The 23,508-nt window shown below is 71.1% G+C and carries 16 protein-coding genes; 8 read left to right on the top strand and 8 right to left on the bottom strand.

Annotated features, from left to right (window positions below; translation table 11 throughout):
• Positions 1–9: 9 nt before the first annotated feature.
• On the bottom strand, positions 10–1,437 hold the full coding sequence (locus ACIRRY_RS11840) for a basic amino acid/polyamine antiporter (RefSeq protein WP_403971057.1): 1,428 nt from the start codon (positions 1,435–1,437) through the stop codon (positions 10–12).
• An 87-nt stretch (positions 1,438–1,524) separates the two neighbouring features.
• Here ACIRRY_RS11840 and ACIRRY_RS11845 point away from each other — a divergent pair, with 87 nt between their 5' ends.
• Together ACIRRY_RS11845 and ACIRRY_RS11850 are read left to right on the top strand one after the other, a co-directional pair.
• Positions 1,525–2,625 carry a chemotaxis protein gene (locus ACIRRY_RS11845; protein ID WP_403971059.1) on the top strand — a complete coding sequence of 367 codons (1,101 nt, stop codon included), beginning with the start codon at positions 1,525–1,527 and terminating at the stop codon, positions 2,623–2,625.
• Positions 2,626–2,706: 81 nt separating this feature from the next.
• Entirely contained in the window at positions 2,707–3,732 is a 1,026-nt protein-coding gene (locus ACIRRY_RS11850) for a Gfo/Idh/MocA family protein (protein WP_403971061.1), read from the top strand.
• Positions 3,733–3,753: 21 nt separating this feature from the next.
• Here ACIRRY_RS11850 and ACIRRY_RS11855 read toward each other — a convergent pair whose 3' ends face one another.
• Positions 3,754–5,784, bottom strand: a complete 2,031-nt coding sequence (locus ACIRRY_RS11855) for a phosphocholine-specific phospholipase C (RefSeq protein WP_403971063.1) — start codon at positions 5,782–5,784, stop codon at positions 3,754–3,756.
• A 165-nt stretch (positions 5,785–5,949) separates the two neighbouring features.
• Positions 5,950–6,363 carry an SsgA family sporulation/cell division regulator gene (locus ACIRRY_RS11860; protein WP_403971065.1) on the bottom strand — a complete coding sequence of 138 codons (414 nt, stop codon included), beginning with the start codon at positions 6,361–6,363 and terminating at the stop codon, positions 5,950–5,952.
• A 185-nt stretch (positions 6,364–6,548) separates the two neighbouring features.
• Between ACIRRY_RS11860 and ACIRRY_RS11865 the strand changes: the two genes are divergently transcribed.
• Positions 6,549–7,772: an MFS transporter gene (locus ACIRRY_RS11865; RefSeq protein ID WP_403971067.1), complete on the top strand. Its 1,224-nt coding sequence runs from the start codon at positions 6,549–6,551 to the stop codon at positions 7,770–7,772.
• Positions 7,773–7,926: 154 nt separating this feature from the next.
• Here ACIRRY_RS11865 and ACIRRY_RS11870 read toward each other — a convergent pair whose 3' ends face one another.
• Complete coding sequence (locus ACIRRY_RS11870) at positions 7,927–8,871, bottom strand: LysR family transcriptional regulator (protein WP_403971069.1); 945 nt, start codon at positions 8,869–8,871, stop codon at positions 7,927–7,929.
• Positions 8,872–8,942: 71 nt separating this feature from the next.
• Here ACIRRY_RS11870 and ACIRRY_RS11875 point away from each other — a divergent pair, with 71 nt between their 5' ends.
• Together ACIRRY_RS11875 and ACIRRY_RS11880 are read left to right on the top strand one after the other, a co-directional pair.
• Positions 8,943–9,830 (top strand): SDR family NAD(P)-dependent oxidoreductase, encoded by an 888-nt coding sequence (locus tag ACIRRY_RS11875; protein ID WP_403971071.1) that lies wholly within the window; start codon positions 8,943–8,945, stop codon positions 9,828–9,830.
• 275 nt (positions 9,831–10,105) lie between these two features.
• On the top strand, positions 10,106–10,330 hold the full coding sequence (locus tag ACIRRY_RS11880) for a hypothetical protein (protein ID WP_403971073.1): 225 nt from the start codon (positions 10,106–10,108) through the stop codon (positions 10,328–10,330).
• 92 nt (positions 10,331–10,422) lie between these two features.
• Here ACIRRY_RS11880 and ACIRRY_RS11885 read toward each other — a convergent pair whose 3' ends face one another.
• The gene (locus ACIRRY_RS11885; RefSeq protein ID WP_403971075.1) at positions 10,423–12,702 is read right to left on the bottom strand and encodes a M4 family metallopeptidase; all 2,280 of its coding nucleotides are present in this window, start codon (positions 12,700–12,702) and stop codon (positions 10,423–10,425) included.
• 594 nt (positions 12,703–13,296) lie between these two features.
• Between ACIRRY_RS11885 and ACIRRY_RS11890 the strand changes: the two genes are divergently transcribed.
• Positions 13,297–14,724: a PP2C family protein-serine/threonine phosphatase gene (locus ACIRRY_RS11890; protein WP_403971077.1), complete on the top strand. Its 1,428-nt coding sequence runs from the start codon at positions 13,297–13,299 to the stop codon at positions 14,722–14,724.
• 45 nt (positions 14,725–14,769) lie between these two features.
• On the opposite strand, the gene ACIRRY_RS11895 is transcribed toward ACIRRY_RS11890, so the two are convergent.
• Complete coding sequence (locus tag ACIRRY_RS11895; RefSeq protein WP_403971079.1) at positions 14,770–16,278, bottom strand: hypothetical protein; 1,509 nt, start codon at positions 16,276–16,278, stop codon at positions 14,770–14,772.
• Between the two features lie 242 nt (positions 16,279–16,520).
• Here ACIRRY_RS11895 and ACIRRY_RS11900 point away from each other — a divergent pair, with 242 nt between their 5' ends.
• Together ACIRRY_RS11900 and ACIRRY_RS11905 are read left to right on the top strand one after the other, a co-directional pair.
• A complete protein-coding gene (locus tag ACIRRY_RS11900) occupies positions 16,521–17,666 on the top strand; it encodes an aminoglycoside phosphotransferase family protein (RefSeq protein WP_403971081.1) in 1,146 nt (381 codons plus the stop codon).
• Between the two features lie 277 nt (positions 17,667–17,943).
• The gene (locus tag ACIRRY_RS11905; RefSeq protein WP_403971083.1) at positions 17,944–19,914 is read left to right on the top strand and encodes an N-acetylmuramoyl-L-alanine amidase; all 1,971 of its coding nucleotides are present in this window, start codon (positions 17,944–17,946) and stop codon (positions 19,912–19,914) included.
• A gap of 7 nt (positions 19,915–19,921) precedes the next feature.
• On the opposite strand, the gene ACIRRY_RS11910 is transcribed toward ACIRRY_RS11905, so the two are convergent.
• Positions 19,922–20,419, bottom strand: a complete 498-nt coding sequence (locus ACIRRY_RS11910; protein ID WP_200677790.1) for a hypothetical protein — start codon at positions 20,417–20,419, stop codon at positions 19,922–19,924.
• A gap of 113 nt (positions 20,420–20,532) precedes the next feature.
• The gene (locus tag ACIRRY_RS11915; RefSeq protein ID WP_403971085.1) at positions 20,533–23,430 is read right to left on the bottom strand and encodes an ATP-binding protein; all 2,898 of its coding nucleotides are present in this window, start codon (positions 23,428–23,430) and stop codon (positions 20,533–20,535) included.
• Positions 23,431–23,508: the final 78 nt, after the last annotated feature.

The following is a 23,508-nucleotide window of genomic DNA, read 5'->3' on the forward strand; positions in this document are numbered from 1 at the left end:
ACAGGCGGGTCAGAGGCTGATCCAGCCCGCCGCCAGGGCGACGATCCCGACGGCGGCGCCCGCGACCGAGACGGCGAGGATCACCAGTTCGCGGGCCGAGAAGGGCGAACGCCCCTGTTCCCTGCGGGCCTTGACGAACAGGAAGGTGGCGGGCGCGTAGATGATGAGCGAGACGAGGAGGTACTTGAAACCGGCCGCGTAGATGAGGAACGCGGTGTAGACGGTGGCGAGCACCGCGACCACCAACTCGCCCCGCCCTGAACGGGTTCGCGAGAGGGCGATCCGTACGGCGAAGCCGGCCGCGAGCAGGAACGGGATCAGCGTCAGCGCGCTGGTCAGGTCCAGCGCGAAGTTGAAGGCGTCGTCCGAGAAGTAGGTGACGACCAGGACGACTTGGCTGAGCAGGGTGGTCATCACCAGTGCGGGGACGGGCACGTCGGCCGCGGTGGACTTCTTCAGGAAGCGCGGCATGTCGTCGTCCTTGGCGGCGACGAACAGCACCTCGGCGGCCATCAGCGTCCAGGCGAGATAGGCGCCCAGCACGGAGACGATCAGGCCGACACTGACGAAGACCTTCCCCCAGGTGCCCACCGCGTGTTCCAGGACGCCCGCCATGGAGGGCTGCCGCAGTTCGGCGATCTCGCCCATCGGCATCAGGCCGTACGACACGATCGTGACCGAGGCGAAGACGGCGAAGACGCTGAGGAAGCCGAGGACGGTGGCGCGGCCGACGTCCTCGCGGCGCTTGGCGTGCCGGGAGTAGACGCTGGCGCCCTCGACGCCCAGGAACACGAAGACGGTGGCCAGCATGGTGCCCTTGACCTGCTGGAACAGGGAGCCCGCGTAGTCGGCGCCGCCGAAGTTCTCGGCGAAGACATGGGGCTTGAGGTAGAAGAGCGCCAGGACGACGAAGAAGAGGATCGGTACGACCTTGGCGACGGTGACGATCCGGTTGATGGCCGCCGCCTCCTTCACGCCGCGGCTGATCAGCAGGAAGAAGAGCCACAGGCCGACCGAGGAGAGGACCACGGCGAGGACGGTGTCGCCCTCGCCGAGGGAGGGGGCGATCGTGCCGATCGTCGACATGATCAGCACCCAGTACGTCACGTTGCCGACGCAGGCGCTGGCCCAGTAGCCGAACGCGGCGAAGAAGCCGAGGTATTCGCCGAACCCGGCCTTGGCGTAGGCGTAGACCCCTGCGTCGAGGTCGGGCCTGCGGACGGCGAGGGTCTGGAAGACGAAGGCGAGCATCAGCATGCCCGTGCCGGCGACGGCCCAGGCGATCAGGGCGCCGGCCACGCCCGTCTCCTGCGCGAACCGGCGCGGGAGGGAGAACACCCCGGCCCCGACCATGGAGCCGACCACCATGGTGGTCAGCGTCGGCAGGGTCAGCTTGGCGGCTGTGGTCCGGGTGTCGGCAGTGGCGGCTTGCGTCACCCGAGGGACGTTAGCAACCAATTGCCCCTATTGCCTGGCGGGCTTCCCCCATATGCCCCATCGGTGAATCGGCCCTATCGTGCTGTTATGGAGCACGCACTGAGTCCCGCCACCCTGACCGAACTGCGGCGCCCGCGCCCCTACCCCGCGGTCTCCGTGCTCACCCCGACGCATCGCCGTGAGCCCGACAACGCGCAGGATCCGGTCCGGCTGCGCAATGTGCTGGCCGAGGCCAAGAAGCAGTTGGAGGCCGATCCCGCGGTCCCCCGGGAGCGGCGCATCGACGTCTCCCGTCAGCTCGACCAGGCCCTCGCCGAGATCGACCTGGCGCATGCCGAGGACGGTCTGGTGATCTTCGCCGCGCCGGGCGAGCACCAGGTGTGGTCCCTCGCCAGGTCCGTGCCGGAACGTGTGGTGCTCTCCGACACGTTCCTCACCCGCAATCTCGTCTCCGCGCAGGCCTCCGAGCGGCCGTTCTGGGTGCTGTCCCTCGCCGCGGACCGCGTCACGCTGTGGAACGGCGGTGTCGACCGGGTCACCGAGGACCACTCCGGCGGCTTCCCGCTGACCCGCGACCACCGGGACAACTTCGACGCCGAGCGGCAGGAGCGGATCGGCGACATGCCGAGCACCTTCCGCGACGAGGACACCCGCCACTTCCTGCGCGAGGCCGACACCGCGATGGGCCGCGTCCTGCGCGTGCACCGGCGCCCCCTCTACATCACCGGCGAACAGGCCGCCCTGTCCGCCCTGGACGAGGTCGGCAACGCCACCAAGGACGCGACGCACATCGCGCACGGCGGGCTCGCGCACGGCACTCCCGACGCCGTGTGGCAGGCCGTACGGCCGCTGGTCGACGCGGAGGCGCGCGAGAGCACCGTCGCCGTGACCCGGGAGCTCGAATCGGCGCGCGGGCGCAAGGAGTTCGCGGCCGGCGTCGACGAGGTCTGGCAGAACGCCCGGGAGGGCCGGGTCCGGCTGCTGGCCGTCGAGGAGAACTACCGCGTCACGGTCCGCGACGACCACGGCGACCATCTCGTCCCGGCCGACAGCGACGACCTCGACGCCCGCGAGGACATCGTGGACGAGATCGTCGAACAGTGCCTGGAGACCGGCGCCGAGGTCCGCTTCGTCCCCGACGGCACGCTGAACGACGCGGCCGGCATCGCGGGCGTGCTGCGCTACTGAGGCCTCTTCTTCACTCCCGAGGCTCCCTCTCCCCTGCGGCGTACGCTACGGCGTGATCGTCGACGGAGAGGGAGTGCACACGTGGGTGACCTGCTGGGCGTGGCCGTGCTGGGTGCGGGACACATGGGGGCCGACCACATACGCCGCCTCGACCAGGTGGTGAGCGGCGCCAGGGTCGCCGCCGTGGCCGATCCCGACCCGGACCGCGCCAAGGAGGCGGTGGCCGGACTGGACACGGTCACGGTGCACGAGGACGCCCTGGCCGCGCTCGACGCCCCCGGGGTCGAGGCGGTCCTCATCGCCTCACCGGGTCCCGTGCACGAGGGGGCCCTGCTCGCGGCCTTCGCCCGCGGACTGCCGGTGCTGTGCGAGAAGCCCATGGTGCCCGAGTCCACCGGCGCGCTCCGGGTGGTGGAGGCGGAGGCACGGCTCGGACGGCGGCTGGCCCAGATCGGGTTCATGCGGCGCTACGACGCGGAGTACCAGCGGCTCAAGTCCCTGCTGGACGGCGGGCGGTTGGGGCGCCCGCTGATGCTGCACTGCACCCACCGCAATGTGTCGTCGCCCCCGTACTTCACCTCGGCGATGCTCATCGACAGCTCGGTCTCGCACGAGATCGACGCGGCCCGCTGGCTGCTCGGCCAGGAACTCACCGCGGTGACCGTGCTCAGCCCGCGCTCGTCGGCGAACGCCCCGGCAGGTCTGCTCGACCCGCAGCTCGTGCTCTTCGAGACCGACGGCGGCGCCCTCGTCGACGTCGAGATCTTCGTCAACTCCGGCTTCGGCTACCAGGTGCGCTGCGAGGCCGTGTGCGAGGCGGGCAGCGCCCGGATCGGCGAGGACCACACCATGGTCGTCACCACCCGGGGCAGCGCGCACGAGGACGTACCGCTCGACTATCTCGTGCGGTTCGCCGACGCCTACGACCGTGAGGTGCAGTCCTGGGTCGACGCCACCCGGCGGGGTGAGGTCACCGGCCCGAGCGTCTGGGACGGCTACGCGTCCTCCGTGGTCGCCGAGGCCGGGGTCCGGGCGCTGGAGAGCGGCGGCCGGGTGGCCGTCGAACTCGCCCCGCGCCCGGACCTGTACGCCGACGTCAGCCAATGACACCGGAGTTGTACGCCGCCCTCAGCCGCTGACGCTCGCCGCGCCCGACTCCAGGTGTCCGGTGAACCGGCGCGACCAGGTCGCGTCGGAGTCGACGGTGACCGTGAAGTCGTACCAACCGGCCTGGTACGCAACGGCGTTGAAGAAGTCCTCCGCAAAAGCACCCGCGGCGACCGTGTAGGTCCACGGCCCGTCGGTGCGGTAGTGGTTGGAGGTGATGGTGAACTTCACCGACGCGGAGCCCGAGTTGGTCATCTTGAAGTAGATCGCGAGCTTGCCGGTGCCCGGTTCGACGGCGTAACGGGTGCTCACCTCGACGGACTTGCCCGCCTTCGTGGCGTCGCCCTGGAAGCGGCGCAGGAAGCGGTTGGGGCCGACCATGGAGAGGTCGTACGTGCCGCTGCCGTAGCCCGTACCGATGTTGAAGTAGTCGGAGGCGGTGCCGCCCGGGTCGACCGTGTACTGCCAGGGCGTGGTGTCGCGGTAGGCGCCCGGGTGGATGGAGAGATGGGCCGCGCTCTTGGCGGCGCCGCCCTGGTTGGACATGGCGAACCAGGCGAGGATCTTGCCGCTCGTCCCGAACTCCAGGTGATCCAGGTACCCGTTGGGCTGGTACGGCAGCGCGCGGGCGGGCCGGGTGCCGGTCTCCTGTACGGGCAGGGCGTTGTTCGTCGGCACCGGGTTGGGCAGCGGGCCGCAGGTGGAGATGCCGATGACGCTGGTCGCCGGAAGCGCGACGGAGCCGTAGACCGGGTTGGCGAAGTCGAAGACGCCGGTCAGGTCGCCGCTGACCTTGCGGCGCCAGGTGCTGATGTTCGGGCAGGCGGCGGGTTTGCCGAAGGACGTGGTCCAGGTCTCCAGGAAGCGGAGGACCGAGGTGTGCTCGAAGACCTCCGAGGAGACCCAACCGCCGCGTGTCCAGGGCGAGATGACGATCATCGGGACGCGGAAGCCGAAGCCGTACGGAACGCCGTTGAGGAACTCGCCGTCCGTGCCGGCGGGCGGGGCCGGTGGCGGGACGTGGTCGAAGTAGCCGTCGTTCTCGTCGTAGTTGAGGAACAGGACGGTCGAGTCGAGGACGTCCGGGTCGGCGGCGAGGGCCTGGTAGACGAGGCCGATGAAGTGCGCGCCGTCGCCGGGCGGGGCGTAGGGGTGCTCGGAGAAGGCCTGGTTGGGGACGACCCAGGAGACCTGCGGGAGCGTGCCCGCGAGGACGTCGGCCTTGATGGCGGCGGCGATGTCGTCGGGGGTCGAGCCGGTGGCGGCATGGACGGAGGACATGCCTCGGTCGTAAAGGGGGCTGCCCGCCTTGGAGTTGGTGAAGTTCTTGAAGTAGGCGCAGGCGTTGTCGCCGTAGTTGTCGGCCGCGTTCTGGTAGACCTTCCAGCTCACTCCGGCGTTCTGCAGCGCCTCGGCGTAGGTTCCCCAGGTCAGGCCGGACTCGTCACCGCCGTCGTAGCTGGAGGAGTCGACCTTGCCGCTCCACAGGTAGGTGCGGTTGGGGCCGGTCGCGCTGAGGGTGGAGCAGAAGTAGGCGTCGCAGACTGTGTAGTTGTCGGCGAGCGCGTAGTGGAAGGGGATGTCGGCGCGGTCGAGGTAGCCGAGCGAGCGGACGTTGCCGACGCCCGAGACCCAGTTGTCGAGGCGGCCCTTGTTCCACGCGGAGTGCTGGGACGACCAGGAGTGCGGAAGGTCGCCGTTGCACTGGGCGAGCGTCTCGCCGTCCTTGCCGCCCGCGGCCGGGGTGGCGCTCAGCTTCCACGGGTACTGACGGCCGCCGCCGTTGGGCTGGTTGAAGACCGGGTAGCCGCCGCTGAGGGTGATGCCGCTGCGGTCGTCGAAGCCGCGGACGCCTTTGAGGCGCCCGAAGTAGTGGTCGAAGCTGCGGTTCTCCTGCATCAGGATCACCACGTGTTTCACGTCCGAGATCGTGCCGGTCGCCGTCCGCGCCTGCTGCGCGGCGATCGCGGGTCGTACGCCGGTGCCCGTCGCCATGCCCGCCGCCACGGTGGCACCGAGCCCCACGAAGCCTCTTCGGCTGATCGGTGTCATGCGCTCCGCCCTCGTCACAGGCGTGCCCGAGCGGCACACCGCGCGCAAGGGTGCACGGGGTGATCGCCAAGGTCCATACCGGGACGGTGAGATGGAGGTGAACAAAGGTCAAAACCGGTGTCGGGATGCCGAGTTGCCCTCGGCCGTTCAGACGTTTCAGATGTTTCAGACGTTCCCGAACAGCGCGCTCAGTCCTCGGTCGACGACCGCGTCCATGTCCTCCTGTCCGGTGGCGACCACGTCGTAGCTCCGCAGCAGGAAGCGGCGCAGCTCAGGGGTGTGGAAGTGGAGCAGGGCGAGTCCGAACGGCGAGTGGAACTCCAGCACGGTACGGGCCTGGCCGCACGGCCACAGGTGTACGTCGCCGCCGCCGGCCGGCCTGCGCAGCCCCTCCTCCAGCAGCGACCGGGCGAAGGTCCAGGTGACACCGTCGCCGTCGAGCGACACCTCGGGCGGGAAGTCGAGGTGCACGGCCAGCGGGTCCGAGGAGACGTAGCGGAGCGTGGCGGCCACGGGGATCTCCGTGTCGTCCGCCGTGATCAGCCGGGCTCGGGTGGGCTGTTCGAGGGTGATGTCCATGGTCGGTCTCCACTGCGGTGTGAGGTCGGCCGGATTGCCGTGTGCCTGTACGACCTCGCAGGTGCCGTTCGCATTACGCGGAACCCCGAACGAATTAATGTGACCTGCGTCACTTCGTCGTCGGTATGTGCGACTGCTGGTGAATTCGTTGGCGGTGGGGCGGGTGAGCCATGTGGGGTGGGCACATGAACGGGGCCACTGTGCGGGCGCGGCGGGCCGGGTGGCACAGGTCGGCGGTGCTCGCGGCCCTGATGCTGGCGGCCTTCACCTTCAACACCGCGGAGAACCTGCCGATCGGGCTCCTGGAACTCATCGCCGAGAGCCTGCGGGTCTCCGTGCCGGCGGTCGGACTGCTGGTCACCGGTTACGGCGTGACGGTGGCCGTCGCCTCCGTGCCGCTCGCCCATGTGATGCGGGGTGTGGCCCGACGCCATGTGCTCACGACACTGCTGGCCGCGCTGGTCGTGTCCAGTGTGGTGGCGGCACTGGCGACGTCGTACTGGCTGCTCCTCTCGGCACGGCTGCTGACCGCGCTGGCCCAGGCGTTGTTCTGGGCCGTGCTGGGACCGGTGGCGGTGGGTCTGTTCGCGCCGGAGGTCCGGGGGCGAGTGCTCGGGGCGCTGTCCGTCGCCGGTTCGCTGGCCCTCGTGCTCGGGGTGCCCGCCGGTACCTGGCTGGGCCGCCGCGAGGGCTGGCCCGTGCCGATCGCCGTCCCGGCCGCTCTGGGCCTCGCGTCCCTGCTGACGATCGCCGTACTCCTGCCGACCTCACGTCCGCACGAGGAGCGGGCCGCCTACGGCACCCGTCCCGACGCCCGTCGGTTCGGGACCGTACTGGCGGCCGGGACTCTGTCAGCCACCGGGGCGTTCGCGGGGTTCACGTACGTCGTGAAGTTCCTCGACGATGTGAGCGGCTTCGAACAGACCACCGTCAGCGTCCTGTTGGTGGTCTTCGGCGGTGCGTGTCTGGCCGGGGTGACCATCACCGGGGCGGTACTGGACCGCTTCCCGCAGGGGGCGCTGAGCACGGCCGTCGCCGTCCAGGCGGTGGGCATGCTCGGCCTGTACGCGGCCGGCACCGAGCGGGTGCCCGCAGTGGTGTTCCTGGCGCTGATGGGCGGCGCGCTCGGGCCGGTGTTCATGACCACCCAGAACGCGATGCTCCAGTGCGCGCCGGGCCGCACGGACCTCGCCCTCGCGGCCAACTCCGGTTCCTACAACGCGGGTATCGCGGCGGGAGCCGCGCTGGGAGGCCTCGTCCTGCGGCTCGCCGGTGTGCGGGGGACGTTCCTCGCCGGCGGGCTGCTGACGGTGGGGGCGTGTGCGGTGCTGTTCGGGGCGCGGGTGCTGTGTCGTGGGGCAAGTCCTGCTGGACGGAGCCACGTTGAGGTGACCGGCCCGCCCGACTGACCAACCTCCTCTCACACCTCCGCAGCACACAGGTTCCGCGCCGCCGACCAACCCCATCCGGTCGGGGCCGAGTTGCGGAGAGCCGCCCGCCCGACTGATCAACATCCGCCGGGCAAAGCCGAGTTGGGAAGCCCAAGCGAGCCGACCCACCCGCTCACTCCTCCACCGGCGCCGAACTCCCGCTGTACGCGTCAAGGGCGGCGAGCCGGAGTGCCGACGCCACCCGGGTGGTCGCCTCGGTGGGCGGCGGGTACGGAAGGCGGGCCAGCAGGAGGCGGCGTTGTTCCTGGGGGCCGCCGCGTACCGGCAGGACTCGTACGCCCGGTGGGACGGCGGGGGCCAGGGACGCGGGCACGGTGGTCAAGCCGCAGCCGGCCGCTACGAGGTGGAGCTTGGCCAGCCAGTCACGGGCGGTGTGGGCGACCTCGGGGCGCTCGTCCAACCCGGGCCACACGCCCATGAGACGGTCCTCGCCCGAGGCGGAACTCGCGATCCAGCGCTGCCCGCGCAGGTCGGCCACGTCGACGTAGTCGCCACGGGCCAGTGGATGCGTGGCGGGTACGGCGAGGCACAGGGGGCGCTCCGTGAGCGTGCGCAGCACCAGCGGTGGTGACTCGGTGTCCGGCGGCCGGAAGGGGGGCGCCGACGCCAGCAGGGCCAGGTCGAGGCTGCCGGCCCGCAGGGCACGGACCAGCGCCGGAGTGCCGCCCTCCCGGCTGACGACGTGCAGGTCGGGGTCGCTGCGGCGCAGGGCGAGCAGGACGCGCGGCAGCAGGGCGGCTCCGGCGCTGGGCAGCCAGCCCAGGCGGACGGTCGCGCCCTCGGTGGGCAGCCCGGACAGTTCGCGGGCGGTGGCGTCGATCTCGTCGAGCACGACCGTCGCCCGGCGCATGACGATGCGGCCGGCCGGCGTCAGCCGTACGCCGTCGCGGCGCCGTTCCAGCAGTTCCGCGCCCGCGGCCCGTTCGATGGCGGCGATCTGCCGGGACACCGCCGACTGCGTGTAACCCAGCGACGCGGCGGCGGCCGTGAAGGTCCCCTGTTCGGCGACCGCGCGGAAGACGCGCAGGGCGGTGAGGGACACATCCGTGAAGTCCATGACGAATACGCATACTAGACGTGCGTGACTTTCGTTGGACGCATGGAGGTGATCGTTCCTACCCTGGAGGCATGAACGCTCCGCGCATCGCCCTCGTCACGGGCGCCAACCAGGGACTCGGCCGCGCCCTCGTCGAGGGACTGGCGGCCCGCATGGGTCCCGACGACACCGTTCTGCTCACCGGCCGCGACGAGCGGCGGGTCACCGACGCGGTCCGCGAGGTCGCGAGCCTGCCCGGCACGCGCGGCCGGGTGGAGGGCCGGGTCCTCGACGTCACCGACACCGACGCGATCGCCCATGTCGCCGACGAGCTCCGGCAGCGCTACGGCGGCGTCGACATCGTGATCTCCAACGCCGTGACCCGGATGCTCCCCGGGGAGTCGCAGACCGAGCGCGCCGACGAGTTCATCGACGTCTCCAACACCGCCACCCACGCGATGCTGCGCTCCTTCGGACCGGTGCTCCGGCCGGGCGGCCGGTGCCTCGTCGTGGCCAGCGGCCTCGGCACCCTCGGTCATCTCGACCCCGCGCTGCACAACCTGTTCGACGGCGCGAGCCTGGACCAGGTCGAGTACGCCGTCGAGTCCTGGCGCAGCGCCGTCCACCACCGGACCACGGCCGAGGCGGGCTGGCCGCTCTGGCTGAACGTGCCCTCGAAGGTGGCCCAGGTCGCCGCCGTCCGCGCGGTCGCCGCGGAGCGCCGTCAGGACGACCTCGCGAGCGACACCCTGATCGCGTCCGTGTGCCCCGGCATGGTGGACACGGCCACGTCCCGCCCCTGGTTCGACGACTTCAGCCAGGCCAAGTCCCCGGCCGATGCCGCGAAAGCCGTGCTCGACCTCGTCCTCGCGGAACACGTCGATCCCGCGCTCTACGGCGAGTTGGTGCGCTTCGGCGCGGCCCTGGACTGGCACTCCGGCAAACCGCTGGTCGAGCAGGATCTGAAACTCACCCCCTGACCACGACACATCCCCCTGCGACTTCTCCAGCACCGCCGCGGACGTCGTGGCCGGGGTCGATCCGACCGGCCACCGCGCCGACGTCACTCTCGCCGTACGGGACTTGGCGGCGGGCGGGGCAGCGGGTAGGTCCCGGCCGAGTTCATCAAGACCGTAGAGCAGGGCGCCCCCCTCCACGCTCCTCGCCACCTCACCCCTGCTGGAGGGCGTCGGCGGTCGCCACCTCGTCGACTGCAACGAGGCCGAGACCGTCGACCGCCGTTCCGGCACACGACGTGGCCCGCTACGCCGTCGACCTCGACAACGCGCGGCGCCCGTGGACCCTGTCGGGCACGGCCCCGGCGGCGGCCCGTGGTGCGGCGGCCGGCGCACTGGCGGCCGCCGGGACCGGCGCCGCCCTCGTGGCCGTCGCCGTACTCCTCCTGGCACGGGCCCGGACCCGCCGACGCCAACTGCCGCGCCTGCGCGACACGTTGGAGACGGAGACGCCCCGCCGGTGACGGACATCGGCCCCGGACAACGGCTCCGGCCGCGCCCCGGAGTGCGGGCGCGGCCGGGACCGTCATGGACGGTCAGTCACACGGGCTGCGTGTCACGGAGTCAGCTGCCACTGCTCGATGTAGCCGACGTCGAGCGCCGCGCGGTCCTGGACCCGCAACGTCCAGGTGCCGTTGACCGGTTGGGCGGAGGCGTCGACGGTGAAGGTCTGGTCGATGTTGTCGGCGGAGCCGCCCGCACGGTTCGACAGGGAGTAGACCGTGCCGTTCGGACCGACGAGGTCGACGGTCAGGTCACCACGGTAGGTGTGGACGATCTTGACGTAGACCTGGGTGGTGGCCGAGGCGTTGCCGTCGCGGCCGGTGACCGTGATCGGGGACTCCACGGCGGCGGCGTTGTCGGGGATGTCCACCCGGGTGCTGTTGGCGTAGATGTTCGCGACCCGCCAGGTGAAGGCGGCGGTGGCGGACGCGCCCGTGTCGTCGGTGACGGTCACCGTGACGTCACTGCTCCCGAGGGTGGTCGGGATGCCGGAGATCAGACCGGTGCTGCTGATGGAGAGTCCGTCGGGCAGTCCCGTGGCCGAATAGGTCAGCCCCGCACCGGAGTTGGTGGTGTACGCGCTGGTCTGGAGGGACACGGACTGTCCGACTCCGCTGATCTGTGCGGAGATCGGGGCCACGTTGACGCCGAGCGCGATACGGCTGCCGACGTTGATCGCCGCCCACGCGTCGGCCACGGCGAGGTACGTGGGGCTGTACGCGCCGAAGAGGTCCGCGGCGGCCTGGAGGGTCGCGGTGCGGGCACCGGCGTAGTTGGTGGACGAGGTCATGTACGTGGTGAGCGCCCGGTACCAGACCTTCTGGGCGTTGTCGATGCCGATGCCGGCGACGGGCACGCCGTCGTAGGTCGGGCTGTCGTAGGAGACGCCGTTGACGGTCTTCGCGCCGCTGCCCTCGGACAGCAGGTAGAAGAGGTGGTTCGCCGGGCCCGAGGAGTAGTGGACGTCGACACTGCCCAGCGTCGAGCTCCAGTAGTCGCGGGACGAACCGTCCTTGGAGGGCTTGTCCATGTAACGCAGCGGCGTGCCGTTGCCGTTGATGTCGATCTTCTCGCCGACCAGGTAGTCGGGGACGTCGGCGGACAGGTTCTCGTGGAACTCCACCGCCGCGGCGAAGATGTCCGAGGTGGCCTCGTTCAGGCCGCCCGACTCACCGGAGTAGGTGAGGCCGGCGGTCGCGGCCGTCACGCCGTGGCTCATCTCGTGCGCGGCCACGTCCAGCGCCGTCAGCGGGTGGGTGTTGCCCGAGCCGTCGCCGTACGTCATGCAGAAGCAGGTGTCCGACCAGAACGCGTTGACGTAGTTGTTGCCGTAGTGGGCCCGGCTGTAGGCGGCCACGCCGTCGTTGCGTATGCCGTTGCGGCCGAAAACGTCCTTGTAGTAGTCCCAGGTGGCCGCGGCACCGAACGCGACGTCCACGCCCGCGGTCTGACGGTTGCTCGCGGTCCCGTCACCCCAGACATCGTTGTCATCCGTAAACAGTGTGCCGGTGCCGGAGGTGCCCTGGTTCAGGTCGTAGGTCTTGTGTCCGGCGCGGTCGCCGTCGACGAGCTGGTACGTCGAGGTCGCCGTGTCGAGCGTGGTGCTGAGCGGGACCGTTCCGTTGAACTGGCCGGTGCCGGAGCCTGTTTCGATGCCCTGGTACTGGAAGACGGCCTTGCCCGAGTCGGCGTCGGTGATCACGTGGAGTTCGCTGGGCGTCCCGTCGTCCTGGAAGCCGCCGACCACGGCCTCCCAGGCGAGCACGGGCTTGGCTCCGGCGGCCCAGACGACGAGCCGCGGGGCGCCGTCGAGCTTGACCTTCTCGCCGCCCTTCTTGGCAGCGGCCACCAGCGCCTTGGCCTTCACCGTCGCCGACGGCACGTTCGGGGTGACGTCCGGCAGGGCCAGGTCGGCCTTCGCGGCCTTCGTCACCGTGAGCCGGCCACTCTTGGCGTGGACGACCAGGTCGCCGCCCAGGACGGGCAGTCCGTCGTACGTCCGCTCGTAGCGGGTGTGGGTGGTGCCGTCGGCGTCCTGCGTGACGTCCTTGACGACGAGCTTCTCCTTGGCCCCGAGGCCGAGGGTCTTCGCCGTGCTCCGCACAGCCGTGCCCGCGCTCTTGAGGAGGGCGGCGTGCTTCGCCGGGGACAGCGCGGCCGGAGCCGCTCCGGCCCGCGGGGCGGCCAGGATCTTCGCGGGGGTGGTGTGGCCGCCGGGGGCGGCGGAGGCGGCACCGGTCTGCATACCGGCGGCCAGCAGGGTGCCGACCGCGGTGAGCACGAGGGCGGCGGTGTATCTGGGGTGGTGCGGGAAACGGTCATGCCGGGTCAAGGCGTTCTCCTTATGTGGGGTGGTCGGACTCGACGGAGTCCTGGAGAGCGGGTCGGGCCGGGTTACGGCCGTCCGGCGGCGCGCGGGTGCGAGAAGTGACGAGAAGGAGAGGAGGAAGGGTGAGGAGGAAGGGTGAGGAGGAAGGGTGAGGAGGAAGGGTGAGGAGGAAGTGAACGCTCGGTGAGCGTGGTGCACAGCAGCGTGGCATCACGTCCACAGAATTGTCATGGCTATAACAAAGCAACGGCTCAAAATGGCCGTTGCGTACTGCGGATCACTCACCTGAGCGACGCTTTTCGGCCTCACGCCGGGCGTCGCCACGCCCGGGAACAGTGGGCCGTCGAACAGGTGGTTGAATGACCGGCCTGAGGGGTAATCAATCCTTCAACTCGCGTACTGCGTATACGACTTGCCCCACCGGGACAGCTACGCCACGAGCACGGCACAAGCCGCCCGTGAAGACGCTGGCATATGCCAGAAGCACCACCGGATCGGGTGTTGCCAAATCCCTTACAGGGCGTCGCAGCCTGTGCGACAGTCGTAACCGGTCCCTCCATCCGCCTTGGTCGTACCGTCCCCGCATCGGAGTGCGTCATGCCGTCCCATCTCTCTGCGGACCGCCCCGCCGCCCAGCCGCCCGCGCGCGGCTCGGTCGACGCGCTGATATCGCAGGCGCGGCGGCTCATGGGCGACGTGGACGCCGTACGACGGGACGCGCAGCAGGACGGTTCGGATCCGCGGGAGCGGTGGCAGCGGGCGCTGTGCGATCTGGCGCTGCATCAACTCAACGACCTCGACGAGCACTTGGCCCAGCTACGGGACGGCCCGCCGCCGGTGCCGGCCGCCGTGGAGGCGCCGCTCGCCGCAACCGCCGTACCGGAGGCGCCTCGTGACGACTCGCTGCTCAGCCGGGTCGGGAGCGCCGAGTGGAATCTGCTGACGGACGCGGCGAGTTGGTCCGGGGAGCTGTATCAGATCCTCGGCCGTGACCCGGCCGCTCCCCCGCTCACCCTCGACGAACTGCCGTCCCTGGTCCTCGACGAGGACCGGCCGAGCCTGACCACGATGGTCACGGACTGCCTGATCGACGCCAAGCCGATCGACGGCGAGTTCCGCATCGTACGGCCCGACGGCGCCGTACGGACCGTGCACATGATGGGCGAGCCCGTGCTCGACGCCGACGGTGGCACCGCCTCGATGTGGGCCGTGCTGCGGGACGTCAGCGAACTGCGCCGCAGCCAGCGGACGGTGAGCGAGACCCGTGACTCGCTGCAGCTCCACCGGCACCACGCGCAGACCGAGCGCCGGCTCGCGGTCGAGCTGCAGGAGGCCGTGCTGCCGCCGTGGCGCGGCTCCCTGCGGCTCCCGCACCAGGGGCCGGAGACACTGGACCTGGCCGCCCGCTATCTGCCCTCCTCCACCAGCGCGTTGATCGGCGGCGACTGGTACGACGCGCTCCAACTGTCCGACGGGGCAACGCTGTTGAGCGTCGGCGACCTCACCGGACACGGTGTCGCCGTCACCTCGGGCATGGCGATGCTGCTCGGCGCCCTGCGCGGTATGGCGATGGCCGGCACCGAGCCCGCTCAACTGATGTCCTGGCTCAACCAGTTACTGGACGCCACCGTGCAACCGGCCCTGGGCAGCGCGGTGTGCTGCCGGTACCGGCCCGAGACCCGCACGCTGGCGTGGGCGCAGGCAGGACACCCCGCCCCGCTGCTGTTCCGCGACGGGACGGGGCGCGTGCTGAGCGCACCGGACGGCGTGCTGCTCGGCGCCACCTCGGGAGCGGCCTACGGACAGGCCGAGGAGATCCTGGAGGCCGGCGACGTACTCCTGTTGCACACGGACGGACTGGTGCCCGGGCGCGACGGAGCCGCCACTGTGGACCAACTCCTCGGCCTGGCCCCGCGGTTCGGGGAGGCGCGCTCCGCACAGGACTGTGTGCGGATGGTCGTGGAGGAGTTCGGCGACACCGAGCGCGCGGACGACGCGTGCGTGCTCGTCGCCAGGACCACCTAGACCGCCAAGAGCATCCGGCGGGAAAGAAACAGCGGCACAACCCCCTTATGCCTGCGCGCTGTTGCCGCCCCTGGCCCTCGGACTCCTCGACTGTGTCTTCGGCAGCGCGAGTTCGATCTCCTCCCGCAGTTCGTGGATCCTCGGGTAGTCGGAGTACTGGGCGGTGAGCCGGTACATCTCGCGCAGCCGGTCCCAGGTGCGGTGGGAGGAGTTCGATCCCATCGACGCCAGGGCCAACCGCGCGTACCTGTCCGCCTGTTCGGGGTCGTCCGCGATGAAGCACGCGGACGCCATCGACAGGAAGTCGAAGATCTTCGACCGCTGCCGGCCGTCGACCCGCAGCGCCAGGGCCTTCTCCGCGAAGTACTGGGCGTGCACGGCCGCTCCGGGCTCGTGCTCGGCCAGCGTGCGGTAGGCCAAGGCCTGCATGCCGTAGAGGTCCTCCTCCTTGAAGGTCTGCATCCAGCTCGGGGGCGGTACGTCGCCGCGGTCGGAGACGAAGAGATCCTCCGCCCGGCCGAGGGTGCGGCGCATGGCCTGGCCCTTGCCCATCGACGCCTGTGCCCAGGCCTCGATGGTGTAGAGCATCGCCTGGGTGCGGGGCAGCACCTGGTCGCCGGAACCGGTCTTGGCGAGTTTCATGAGATCCAGCGCGTCGTCGGGCCGGCCCAGGTGGACCATCTGACGAGCCGCCCGGGAGAGCGCCTCCCCTGCACGGGGCCGGTCGCCGCCCTCACGGGCCGCGTGGGCGGCGATGACGAAGTACTTCTGGGCCGTGGGCTCCAGGCCGACGTCGTGCGACATCCAGCCCGCGAGTACGGCGAGATTGGCGGCGACGCCCCACAGGCGCCGCTGCAGATCGGCGGGGTGCCGATAGGCGAGCATGCCGCCCACCTCGTTGAGCTGTCCCACCACAGCCTTGCGTTGCAGCCCGCCGCCGCGGGCCGCGTCCCAGGCTCGGAACACCTTGACGGATTCCTCCAGTTCACCGATCTCCTGCGACCCGATGGGGGCGGCCTCGTAGCGGTCGAACCCAGCGGGGTCGGCGTGCAGGGGATCGTCGAATCGGGGGGCATCGGCGGAAAGAGTCGGATCGGAGTGCAGCCATGCGTACATGGCGCTGCTGAGTGCGGAGCCTGCGGCGAGCGCGGCGCCCGCGCCCACCAAGCCGCGTCGGTTGAGCATGAGGTCCATTCCCGTGAATTCGGTGAGGACCGCAGCAGTCCGTTCGGGCGCCCACGGCACACCGTCGGGATGTTCCACACTCCCGTCGTCAGGCCGTTTCCCCACACGCCCGTGCCGGACCAGACCGAGGTCCTCGATGGTCACGACACGGCCGAGACGCTCGGTGAACAGAGCCGCCAGCACCCTCGGCACCGGATCGCGCGGGATCTCTCCCATGTCGATCCAACGCCGTACCCGCGAGGTGTCGGTCGACAGCTGGGGGTGGCCCATGGCCGCCGCCTGCCGGTTGACCCGCCGCGCGAGCTCGCCCTTGGACCAGCCGGCCAGGCCGAACAGGTCCGAGAGACGGGAGTTGGGTTGTCCGTTCACGTCAAGCCCCCAGGTTCTCGGCTGACTTGAACATAGCCCGGTGCGCTGTGCCGGGCGACTATTCGCCATGGTTCGCCAGGGTGCGCCAGATGGTGTGCCACTGCGCATCTGGTGTCGGGTAGGAACGCGCCACCCCGACCCGGTCACCGAGGGACACTCCCCAGGGTGCACCTGCGGAACCGGGCCGGGAGCGCGCTTGCTTGGACAGGCACTGCAGGCACACGAAGGGATCTGTATCTCCCATGTACACAGCATCGTCCTCCGTGTCCGCCCCGCCCCGGTCGCTGCACCCCCGCCCGGGCGCCGGCGGCCCCTACCTCGACCCGGCGCGTCCGGCGGCCGGCCCCGTGCTCGGTGCGGGCAGGCCGCGGCGCGTTCCCGGGCTCGGCACCCAACCGCTCAGCGGGAGACTCGACTTGTCCGGCCCTCAGGGCGCCCAACTGCGTACGGCGATCGCGTCGGTGCACCGGATCTGCCCGGAGTTCGCTCCGGTGCAGGTGCTACGCCGCAACGGGCGCTCGGTGCTGCTGGTCGGAACGACCGGACGCAGCACGGCCGTCGCGAAGTGTTTACTGGACCACTCCCCCGCGTGGGCCGAACGGATCCGGCACGAGATAGCCGCCTACCGCTCGTTCGTCCGGCACCGCCCGCCGGTGCGGGTGCCGCGGCTGATCGCGGCGGACCCGGACAACTGCACGCTCGTCATCGAGCGGATGCCGGGCCGGGTGGCGGCGCTGCACCGCCACCCGGCGGAGGCTCCGCCGCGGGCGGACATCAGGGCGGCGCTCGGCGCGATCTGCCGGCTCAACGCCTGGCGGCCGCCGGCCGGCACCTTCGACGCACCGCTGGACTACGCGGCCCGTATCTCGCGCTATCACGAGCTGGGGCTGCTCACCGACCGGGACATGGGAGACCTGCAGAAGCTGCTGCACGGCATCGCGCACTCGGCGGGCCGTCAGGGCATGGGCCAGTTCTGCCACGGTGACGCCCTGCTGTCGAACATCCTGCTCTCACCGGCCGGTCCAGTGCTGGTGGACTGGGAGCACGCGGGCTGGTACCTGCCGGGCTACGACCTGGCGACGCTGTGGGCGGTCCTCGGGGACGCGCCGGTGGCCCGGCGGCAGATCAGCCAGATCGCGCAGTCGGCGGGACCGGCCTCGCGCGACGCCTTCCTGGTGAACCTGATGCTGGTGCTGACCCGGGAGATCCGTACCTACGAGATGGCCGTGCAGCGTTCGATGCACGACACGACCCCGGCGGCACCGGGCGTGGTGGCCCACCCGGGTGCTGCGCCGTCCGGCGAGGAACAACGGCTGCTGCTGAGGCGGCTGCACGACGACTGCCAGATGGCCCGACGGGCCGTGCGTGCGGCGGTCGGCACTCGCTGACGGGGACGAAGGTCCGCGGTGCGCCCTGCAGCGGCGCACCGCGGACCTTCGTGTGTCCCAGCCACCAGTGCGCCCCCATACATGACTCACCCATTGGTGTAGTCCACTGACGCCCCGCAGGCCCGAAAGCCGCCGCCACGAAACTCCTCGCGTCCCCTGTTGACAAGGGAATTCGCCTCTCTCTGGGCATGATTGACGGATCGTCGGCCAGCCGGTACCACTGACGCACGCCCGGCCCCGAACGGATCGTCAGACCCCACCGTCCCAGGAGGCTGCATTGCGAGGATCCCCGACCGACCCCACCCGCGCTCCCGGGCACAGACGCGCGCGCGAAGCCGCCGGCGCGCTCGCCACCGCGGCCCTGCTGCTGCCCCTGCTGGGTGCGGCCCCCGCCCCGGACTCCACCGGCTCCGCAGCCTCGACCCTCCAGCGGGCGTTCTCGTCGGCGTCCGCCGAGTACCGCGTGCCGCAGACGGTGCTGCTGGCCGTCTCCTACCTCCAGTCCCGCTGGGACACGCACGACGGAGCGCCGAGCGTCACCGGCGGCTACGGCCCCATGCACCTCACGGACGCCCGCACCGCCCTCGCCGCGACGGAGCACTTCAGCGAGGGCACCGAGGACGCCCGCGGCGACAGCGCCCGCCCGGCCCTGCACCCGACCGCGCGGATCCCGGCTGACTCCCAACTCCCGCCCCGGCTGCGGACGTTGACGAAGGCGGCCGAGCTGACCGGCCTCGCGGCGAGCGATCTGCGGACCGACGAGGCCGCCAATGTGGCCGGTGGCGCCGCACTCCTGGCCGACGCGCAGCAGGGCCTCGGCGAGCCGCTGAGCACGGACCCGGCCGACTGGTACGGCGCGATCGCGCGCTTCTCCGGCGCCGACGACACGGCGACAGCGGCGGCGTATGCCAACGATGTCTACGACGTGATCCACACCGGCGAGCAGCGCGTCACGGACGCCGGGCAGCAGGTCGTGCTCGCCGCACAGCCGGAACTCGCCCCCGACACCGCGCAGTTGGCGGAGACCGGGCTGCGGACGCTCGCCGCCGGCGGCACGGAATGCCCGAAGAAGGTGTCCTGCGAGTGGATCCCGGCGCCGTACTCCCAGTTCGGCAACAACGACTACGGCAACCACGACCTGGGCGACCGGCCCGCGTCGCAGAGCATCAAGTACATCGTCGTCCATGACACGGAAGGCCAGTGGGACGCTGTCCTGAACCTGGTCCAGGACCCCACCTATGTCTCGTGGAACTACACGATCCGCTCCACCGACGGTCTGATCGCCCAGCATGTGAAGGCCAAGGACGTGGCCTGGCACGCGGGCAACTGGTACATCAACGCCAAGTCGATCGGCATCGAGCACGAGGGCTTCCTCGCCGCGCCCGACGCCTGGTACACAGAGGCGATGTACCGCTCGTCGGCGCGGCTGGTGTCGTACCTGACCAAGAAGTACGGCATCCCGCTGGACCGGCAGCACATCCTCGGCCACGACAACGTGCCGGGGCCGACCACGTCCACGGTCCCCGGGATGCACACGGACCCGGGCCCGTACTGGGACTGGGCGCACTACTTCGACCTGTTGGGTCACCCGGTCAAGCAGACCGCGAAGAAGGGCGGCGGCCTGGTGACGATCCGCCCCGACTACACCACCAACCGGCCGGTGTACACGGGCTGCGTCACCGCGGGCCAGCCGTGCGCGGTGCACGGGTCGAGCGAGGTCCGGCTGTACTCCGGGCCCGGCGAGACCTACCCGCTGATCAAGGACATCGGCCTCGGGACGACCCCGACCACCGGGGTCAACGACCTCTCCTCACGGGTGTCCACCGGGCAGCAGTACGCGGTGGCGGACCGCTCAGGGGACTGGACCGCGATCTGGTACCTGGGTCAGGAGGCCTGGTTCAGGAACCCGAAGAAGCAGCCCACCGCGGTCGCGGCGACGGGCCTGGTGGTGACGCCGAAGGCGGGCGTCGACAGCGTCCCGGTCTACGGCCGCGCCTACCCGGAGGCCTCGGCCTATCCGACGGGAGTGCCCGCCCAGGCGGTGTCCCCGCTGCCGTACACCCTGCTCAAGGGCCAGAAGTACGTGGTCGGTGACAAGGTGCCCGGCGAGTACTACTACGCGGTCACCTTCACCACCGACTCGCACAAGGTCGTCGTAGGAAAGGATCTCTACTACGAGATCCAGTACGGCCACCGGGTGGAGTTCGTCCGGGCCGCCGATGTGACGGTGTCGCGGTCGGGCCGGTAGCCGGGCCTCAGCCCTGCTGGAACAGTTCCGCCGGGAGCGGTTTCAGCAGGGCGTAGAGGTCGTCCGTGATGGGGCGGTCCCACGCGGCGATGGTCACCAGGACGTTGTCGCTGCGGTCGAACTGGACGCAGGAGATCCGGCTCTCGGAGAGCTTGAGGCGGCGCACGATCAGCAGGTTGTCGCCCTGCATCACCGGCATGTCCTCGGTGCCTACGACGGTCACCTCCTCGTCGTTCTCCAGCGCGAGGAGCAGCTGCGCGACCTCGAAGGGGATCTCGTCCTCGGCGACGTCACGGGCCGGGGAGCCCTCCGGCAGATTGCCGATGACCATCGCGGGGCCACGGCCGCCGAACAGGTCGTACCGCAGGAACACGCCCTGGCAGGTGCCGTCGGGGGCGGGCAGCAGACCGGCACCGAGGTTGCCGGGCCAGTCGCCCGGGTCCATGGCCAGCACATCGAATTCGGGGCCGGCGGGGGTGGCGCTGCGGCGGCGGAGGAACGACATGCGGGCAATGGTACGGGGTGCCGTCCGGCGGTGTGGCCGGGTGCGGTGCGTTGTTCGCCGCGGGTGCGCGGGGGCTGGCCGCGCAGTTCCCCGCGCCCCTGGGTAGGTGCGTCCTACGTTGGCCGGATTGGTTCCGTTTCCAATCCTGAGCGTTCCGTGCCCACCTTGCGGCAGACCGCCGAGAGCAAGCGCACCACCGTCTGCTCGTCCGTGTGAAGTGCTACGGCTACGTCGGCGTCCGTGTGGCCTTGGGCGGCCAGGGTTGCCGCTGTGCGTTCGTCGGTTGTGAGGGTGTCTGTTTCGGTGGTGTGGAGGGGGTGGGGGCGTAGGCCGGCGGCGGTGAGTTCGGTGCGGGTGGTGTCGGCCAGGCCGTCGGCGCCGCACTGGATGGCTGTGTCGAGGCCTCGGTAGAGGTAGTCGGCGGCTTCCTCGGGGCGGCCGGTGCGGCGGAGTTCGGTGCCGAGGGCGACGAGGGCGCAGGCCAACTCGTAGGCGGCCGGGGAGCGTTCGAGGTGGGTGACGGACTCCTCCAGGAGTTTGGCGCGGTCGGCGCCGGAGGAGACCTCGGCGGCGATGCGCAGGGCCTGGCCGATGGCGGACGGGGTGCCGAACTGGCGGGCGCGGGCGACCGCTTCGTGGGCGGTGGCCATGGCGCGCTCGGGGGTTTCGTGGCGCTCGGCGCGGGCGAGGTGGATCTGCCAGGGGCACCAGGCGGGGTTGCGGATGCCGCGCGGGTCGAGGCGGCGGCCGGCGGCGGCCAACTCGGCGGCGGCCTCCTTGGTGAGGCCGCGGGCCAGCAGGAGTTCGCCGTACACGGTCTGCGCGTCCGGGAAGACGACGGCGGCCGGGAAGGGTTCCGCGAAGGCGTGGTCCTCGGCGAGTCGGGTGGCTTCCTCGACCCGGCCGCGGGCCAGCAGGACCTCGATGAGGATGCCGGTGCCGTACCAGTAGACGGGGGTGCCGGGTCCGACGCGTTCGGCGAGGCGCAGTCCCGCGCGGGCGAAGTCCTCGGCCTCGGCGAGCCGGCCGCGCCGGTAGCGGAGGTAGCCGAGCAGGGTGTAGCCGAACGCCAAGTGGGCGCCGCGCCAGCCCTGTTGCTCGAAGTCGGCGATGCCGGTGGCGAACAGTTCCTCCGCCCGGCCCGGTCGGTCGCAGTACATGTGGGCGAGGGCGACGAGCACCGGTACCTCGAAGCCGCGGTCGGCCTCCGCCCAGCCGAGACCGCCGTTGAGCGCGCGCTCGGCATGGTGGAGGGCCACATGTGCGGGTTCACCACGGAGTACGGCGTCCCAGGTGCGCAGGCCGATGATGTACCGCTCGGTGAGGTCGCGGCCCTTGAGACGGTCGGCGAGTTTGGTGAGACGGCGGGAGCGCGAGGGGTGGTCGGGTTCGTCGGCGCGGAAGGCGTCCCACATGAACTGCTCGGAGAGCATGCGCAGTTTGACCCGGGCGTCGTCGGTGACGTGTATCTCGCGGGCGAGGGTGTCGGAGGCCTCGGCGAGGCGGTCGCTGTGGGCGAGGACCTGGGAGAGGCGGTAGACGATGTGCTGGCGCAGGCCGGGGTCGCTGATGGGTTCTTCGAGGGCGGCCCGGAGATGGTTGACGGTGGTCGCCGGTTCGGTGAGCAGGGAGGCGCTGCCCAGTTCGTAGAGGACGGCGGCCCGGTCGTCGTAGGGCGGGGGTTCGCGCAGGGCGCGGGCGAGGTAGCGGCGGGCCGTGTCGGGGGCGCCCGCGCGCAGGGTCTCGCCGGCCGCCGCGCGGAGTTGCTGGACCACCCAGTTGTCGCCGTCGGGGTGGGTCTCCATGAGGTGGCGGGCGGCGGCGGAGGGGCCCTGGCCCTCGTCGATGACGCACCAGGCGGCCTGGCCGTGCAGGGCCACGCGGACGCCGGCGGGGATGGCCCGGTAGACGGCGGTGGCGATGAGCGGGTGGACGAATTCGAGGGTGCCCGCGGCGGTCAGCGTGCCACTGAGGATGCGGGCGCCGCGCAGCGCGTCGGCGGCGTCGGCGGCCTCCTCGTGACCGAGTCCGGCGACGGCGGCAGCGAGCGCCGGATGGGTCTCGGTGCCGAGGACCGCGCAGGCCCAGGCGAAGCGGACGGTGGAGGTGCCGAGGCGTTCGAGGCGGGTGGTGAGGCCGCTGCCCTTGACGGCGGCGGCGAGGTCGCGGAGTTGGTAGGCACCGGCCTCGGTGGGGTTCAGACCGCCGTCGTGGATCTTGGCGGTGAGTTCGACGGTCTCGAAGGGGTTCCCCGCGGTGACGGCCCAGCACTCGTGGCAGAACGCGTCGTCGGCGTGCTCGCCGAGCGTCTCCCGCACCAGGTCGGCGACGGCCGCGACGCTGAGCGGTTCGAGATCGAGGGGGCGTCCGCCGGCCCGGCCGGGCAGTCCCCTGAACGACTCGGCGTGGGAAGGGAGTTCGTCGGGCCGGTACGCGACGACCACCAGCAGGGGGAGCTGCTCGGCGCGGGGCGCGAACGCGGCCAGCCAGCCCAGGGATTCGGGGTCGGCCCAGTGCGCGTCGTCGAGGACGAGGACCATCGGGGCCCGCTTGACCGCGAGGTGGGTGAGCACCCAGTCGAGGCCGTCGCGCAGGCCCTGTTGGTCGGGCGGGGAGCCCTCGGTGGGGGCGCACAGGCCGAGGGCGGGGCCGACGATGTCGTACCAACTGCCCAGCGCGGTACGGAGATCGGCGTCGGCCGAGCCGGCGAACTGCGGTTGCAGCAGTTGGCGGGCGACGTGGAAGGCGACGCGCTGCTCCTGGTCGCCGCCGCGCGCGGAGAGCACGGTGCAGCCCTGGGCCGCGGCGCGGCGGCGCACTTCGGTGAGGAGGGTGGTCTTGCCGATGCCGGCCCGGCCGGCGAAGGCGAGTAAGGCACCGCGCCGGCGGTCCCCCGGCTCACCGCCGTCCGTGCGCAGACCCGTGAGCTCGCCCAACGCCTCGTCCACGGCGGCGAGTTCACTCTCCCGTTCGAAGAGTGTCCTTCTGCTGCGTGCGCTCCGCTGTCCCATCCCATACCCCCTGCCACGGTGGTGCGCCCGCGCGGGGAGCGAACGCGTACCGTGAGCTACAGGGACCTCAGCGTACGC

The sequence above is a fragment of the Streptomyces sp. NPDC101776 genome, from assembly GCF_044766845.1.
Taxonomy (GTDB): Bacteria; Actinomycetota; Actinomycetes; order Streptomycetales; family Streptomycetaceae; genus Streptomyces.

Coding starts and splice junctions, on each gene's coding strand:
- ACIRRY_RS11855 (WP_403971063.1), bottom strand. CDS start 5,784: ATGACACCGATCAGCCGAAGAGGCTTCGTGGGGCTCGGTGCCACCGTG.
- ACIRRY_RS11915 (WP_403971085.1), bottom strand. CDS start 23,430: ATGGGACAGCGGAGCGCACGCAGCAGAAGGACACTCTTCGAACGGGAG.
- ACIRRY_RS11890 (WP_403971077.1), top strand. CDS start 13,297: ATGCCGTCCCATCTCTCTGCGGACCGCCCCGCCGCCCAGCCGCCCGCG.
- ACIRRY_RS11910 (WP_200677790.1), bottom strand. CDS start 20,419: ATGTCGTTCCTCCGCCGCCGCAGCGCCACCCCCGCCGGCCCCGAATTC.
- ACIRRY_RS11845 (WP_403971059.1), top strand. CDS start 1,525: ATGGAGCACGCACTGAGTCCCGCCACCCTGACCGAACTGCGGCGCCCG.
- ACIRRY_RS11875 (WP_403971071.1), top strand. CDS start 8,943: ATGAACGCTCCGCGCATCGCCCTCGTCACGGGCGCCAACCAGGGACTC.
- ACIRRY_RS11865 (WP_403971067.1), top strand. CDS start 6,549: ATGAACGGGGCCACTGTGCGGGCGCGGCGGGCCGGGTGGCACAGGTCG.
- ACIRRY_RS11860 (WP_403971065.1), bottom strand. CDS start 6,363: ATGGACATCACCCTCGAACAGCCCACCCGAGCCCGGCTGATCACGGCG.
- ACIRRY_RS11870 (WP_403971069.1), bottom strand. CDS start 8,871: ATGGACTTCACGGATGTGTCCCTCACCGCCCTGCGCGTCTTCCGCGCG.
- ACIRRY_RS11900 (WP_403971081.1), top strand. CDS start 16,521: ATGTACACAGCATCGTCCTCCGTGTCCGCCCCGCCCCGGTCGCTGCAC.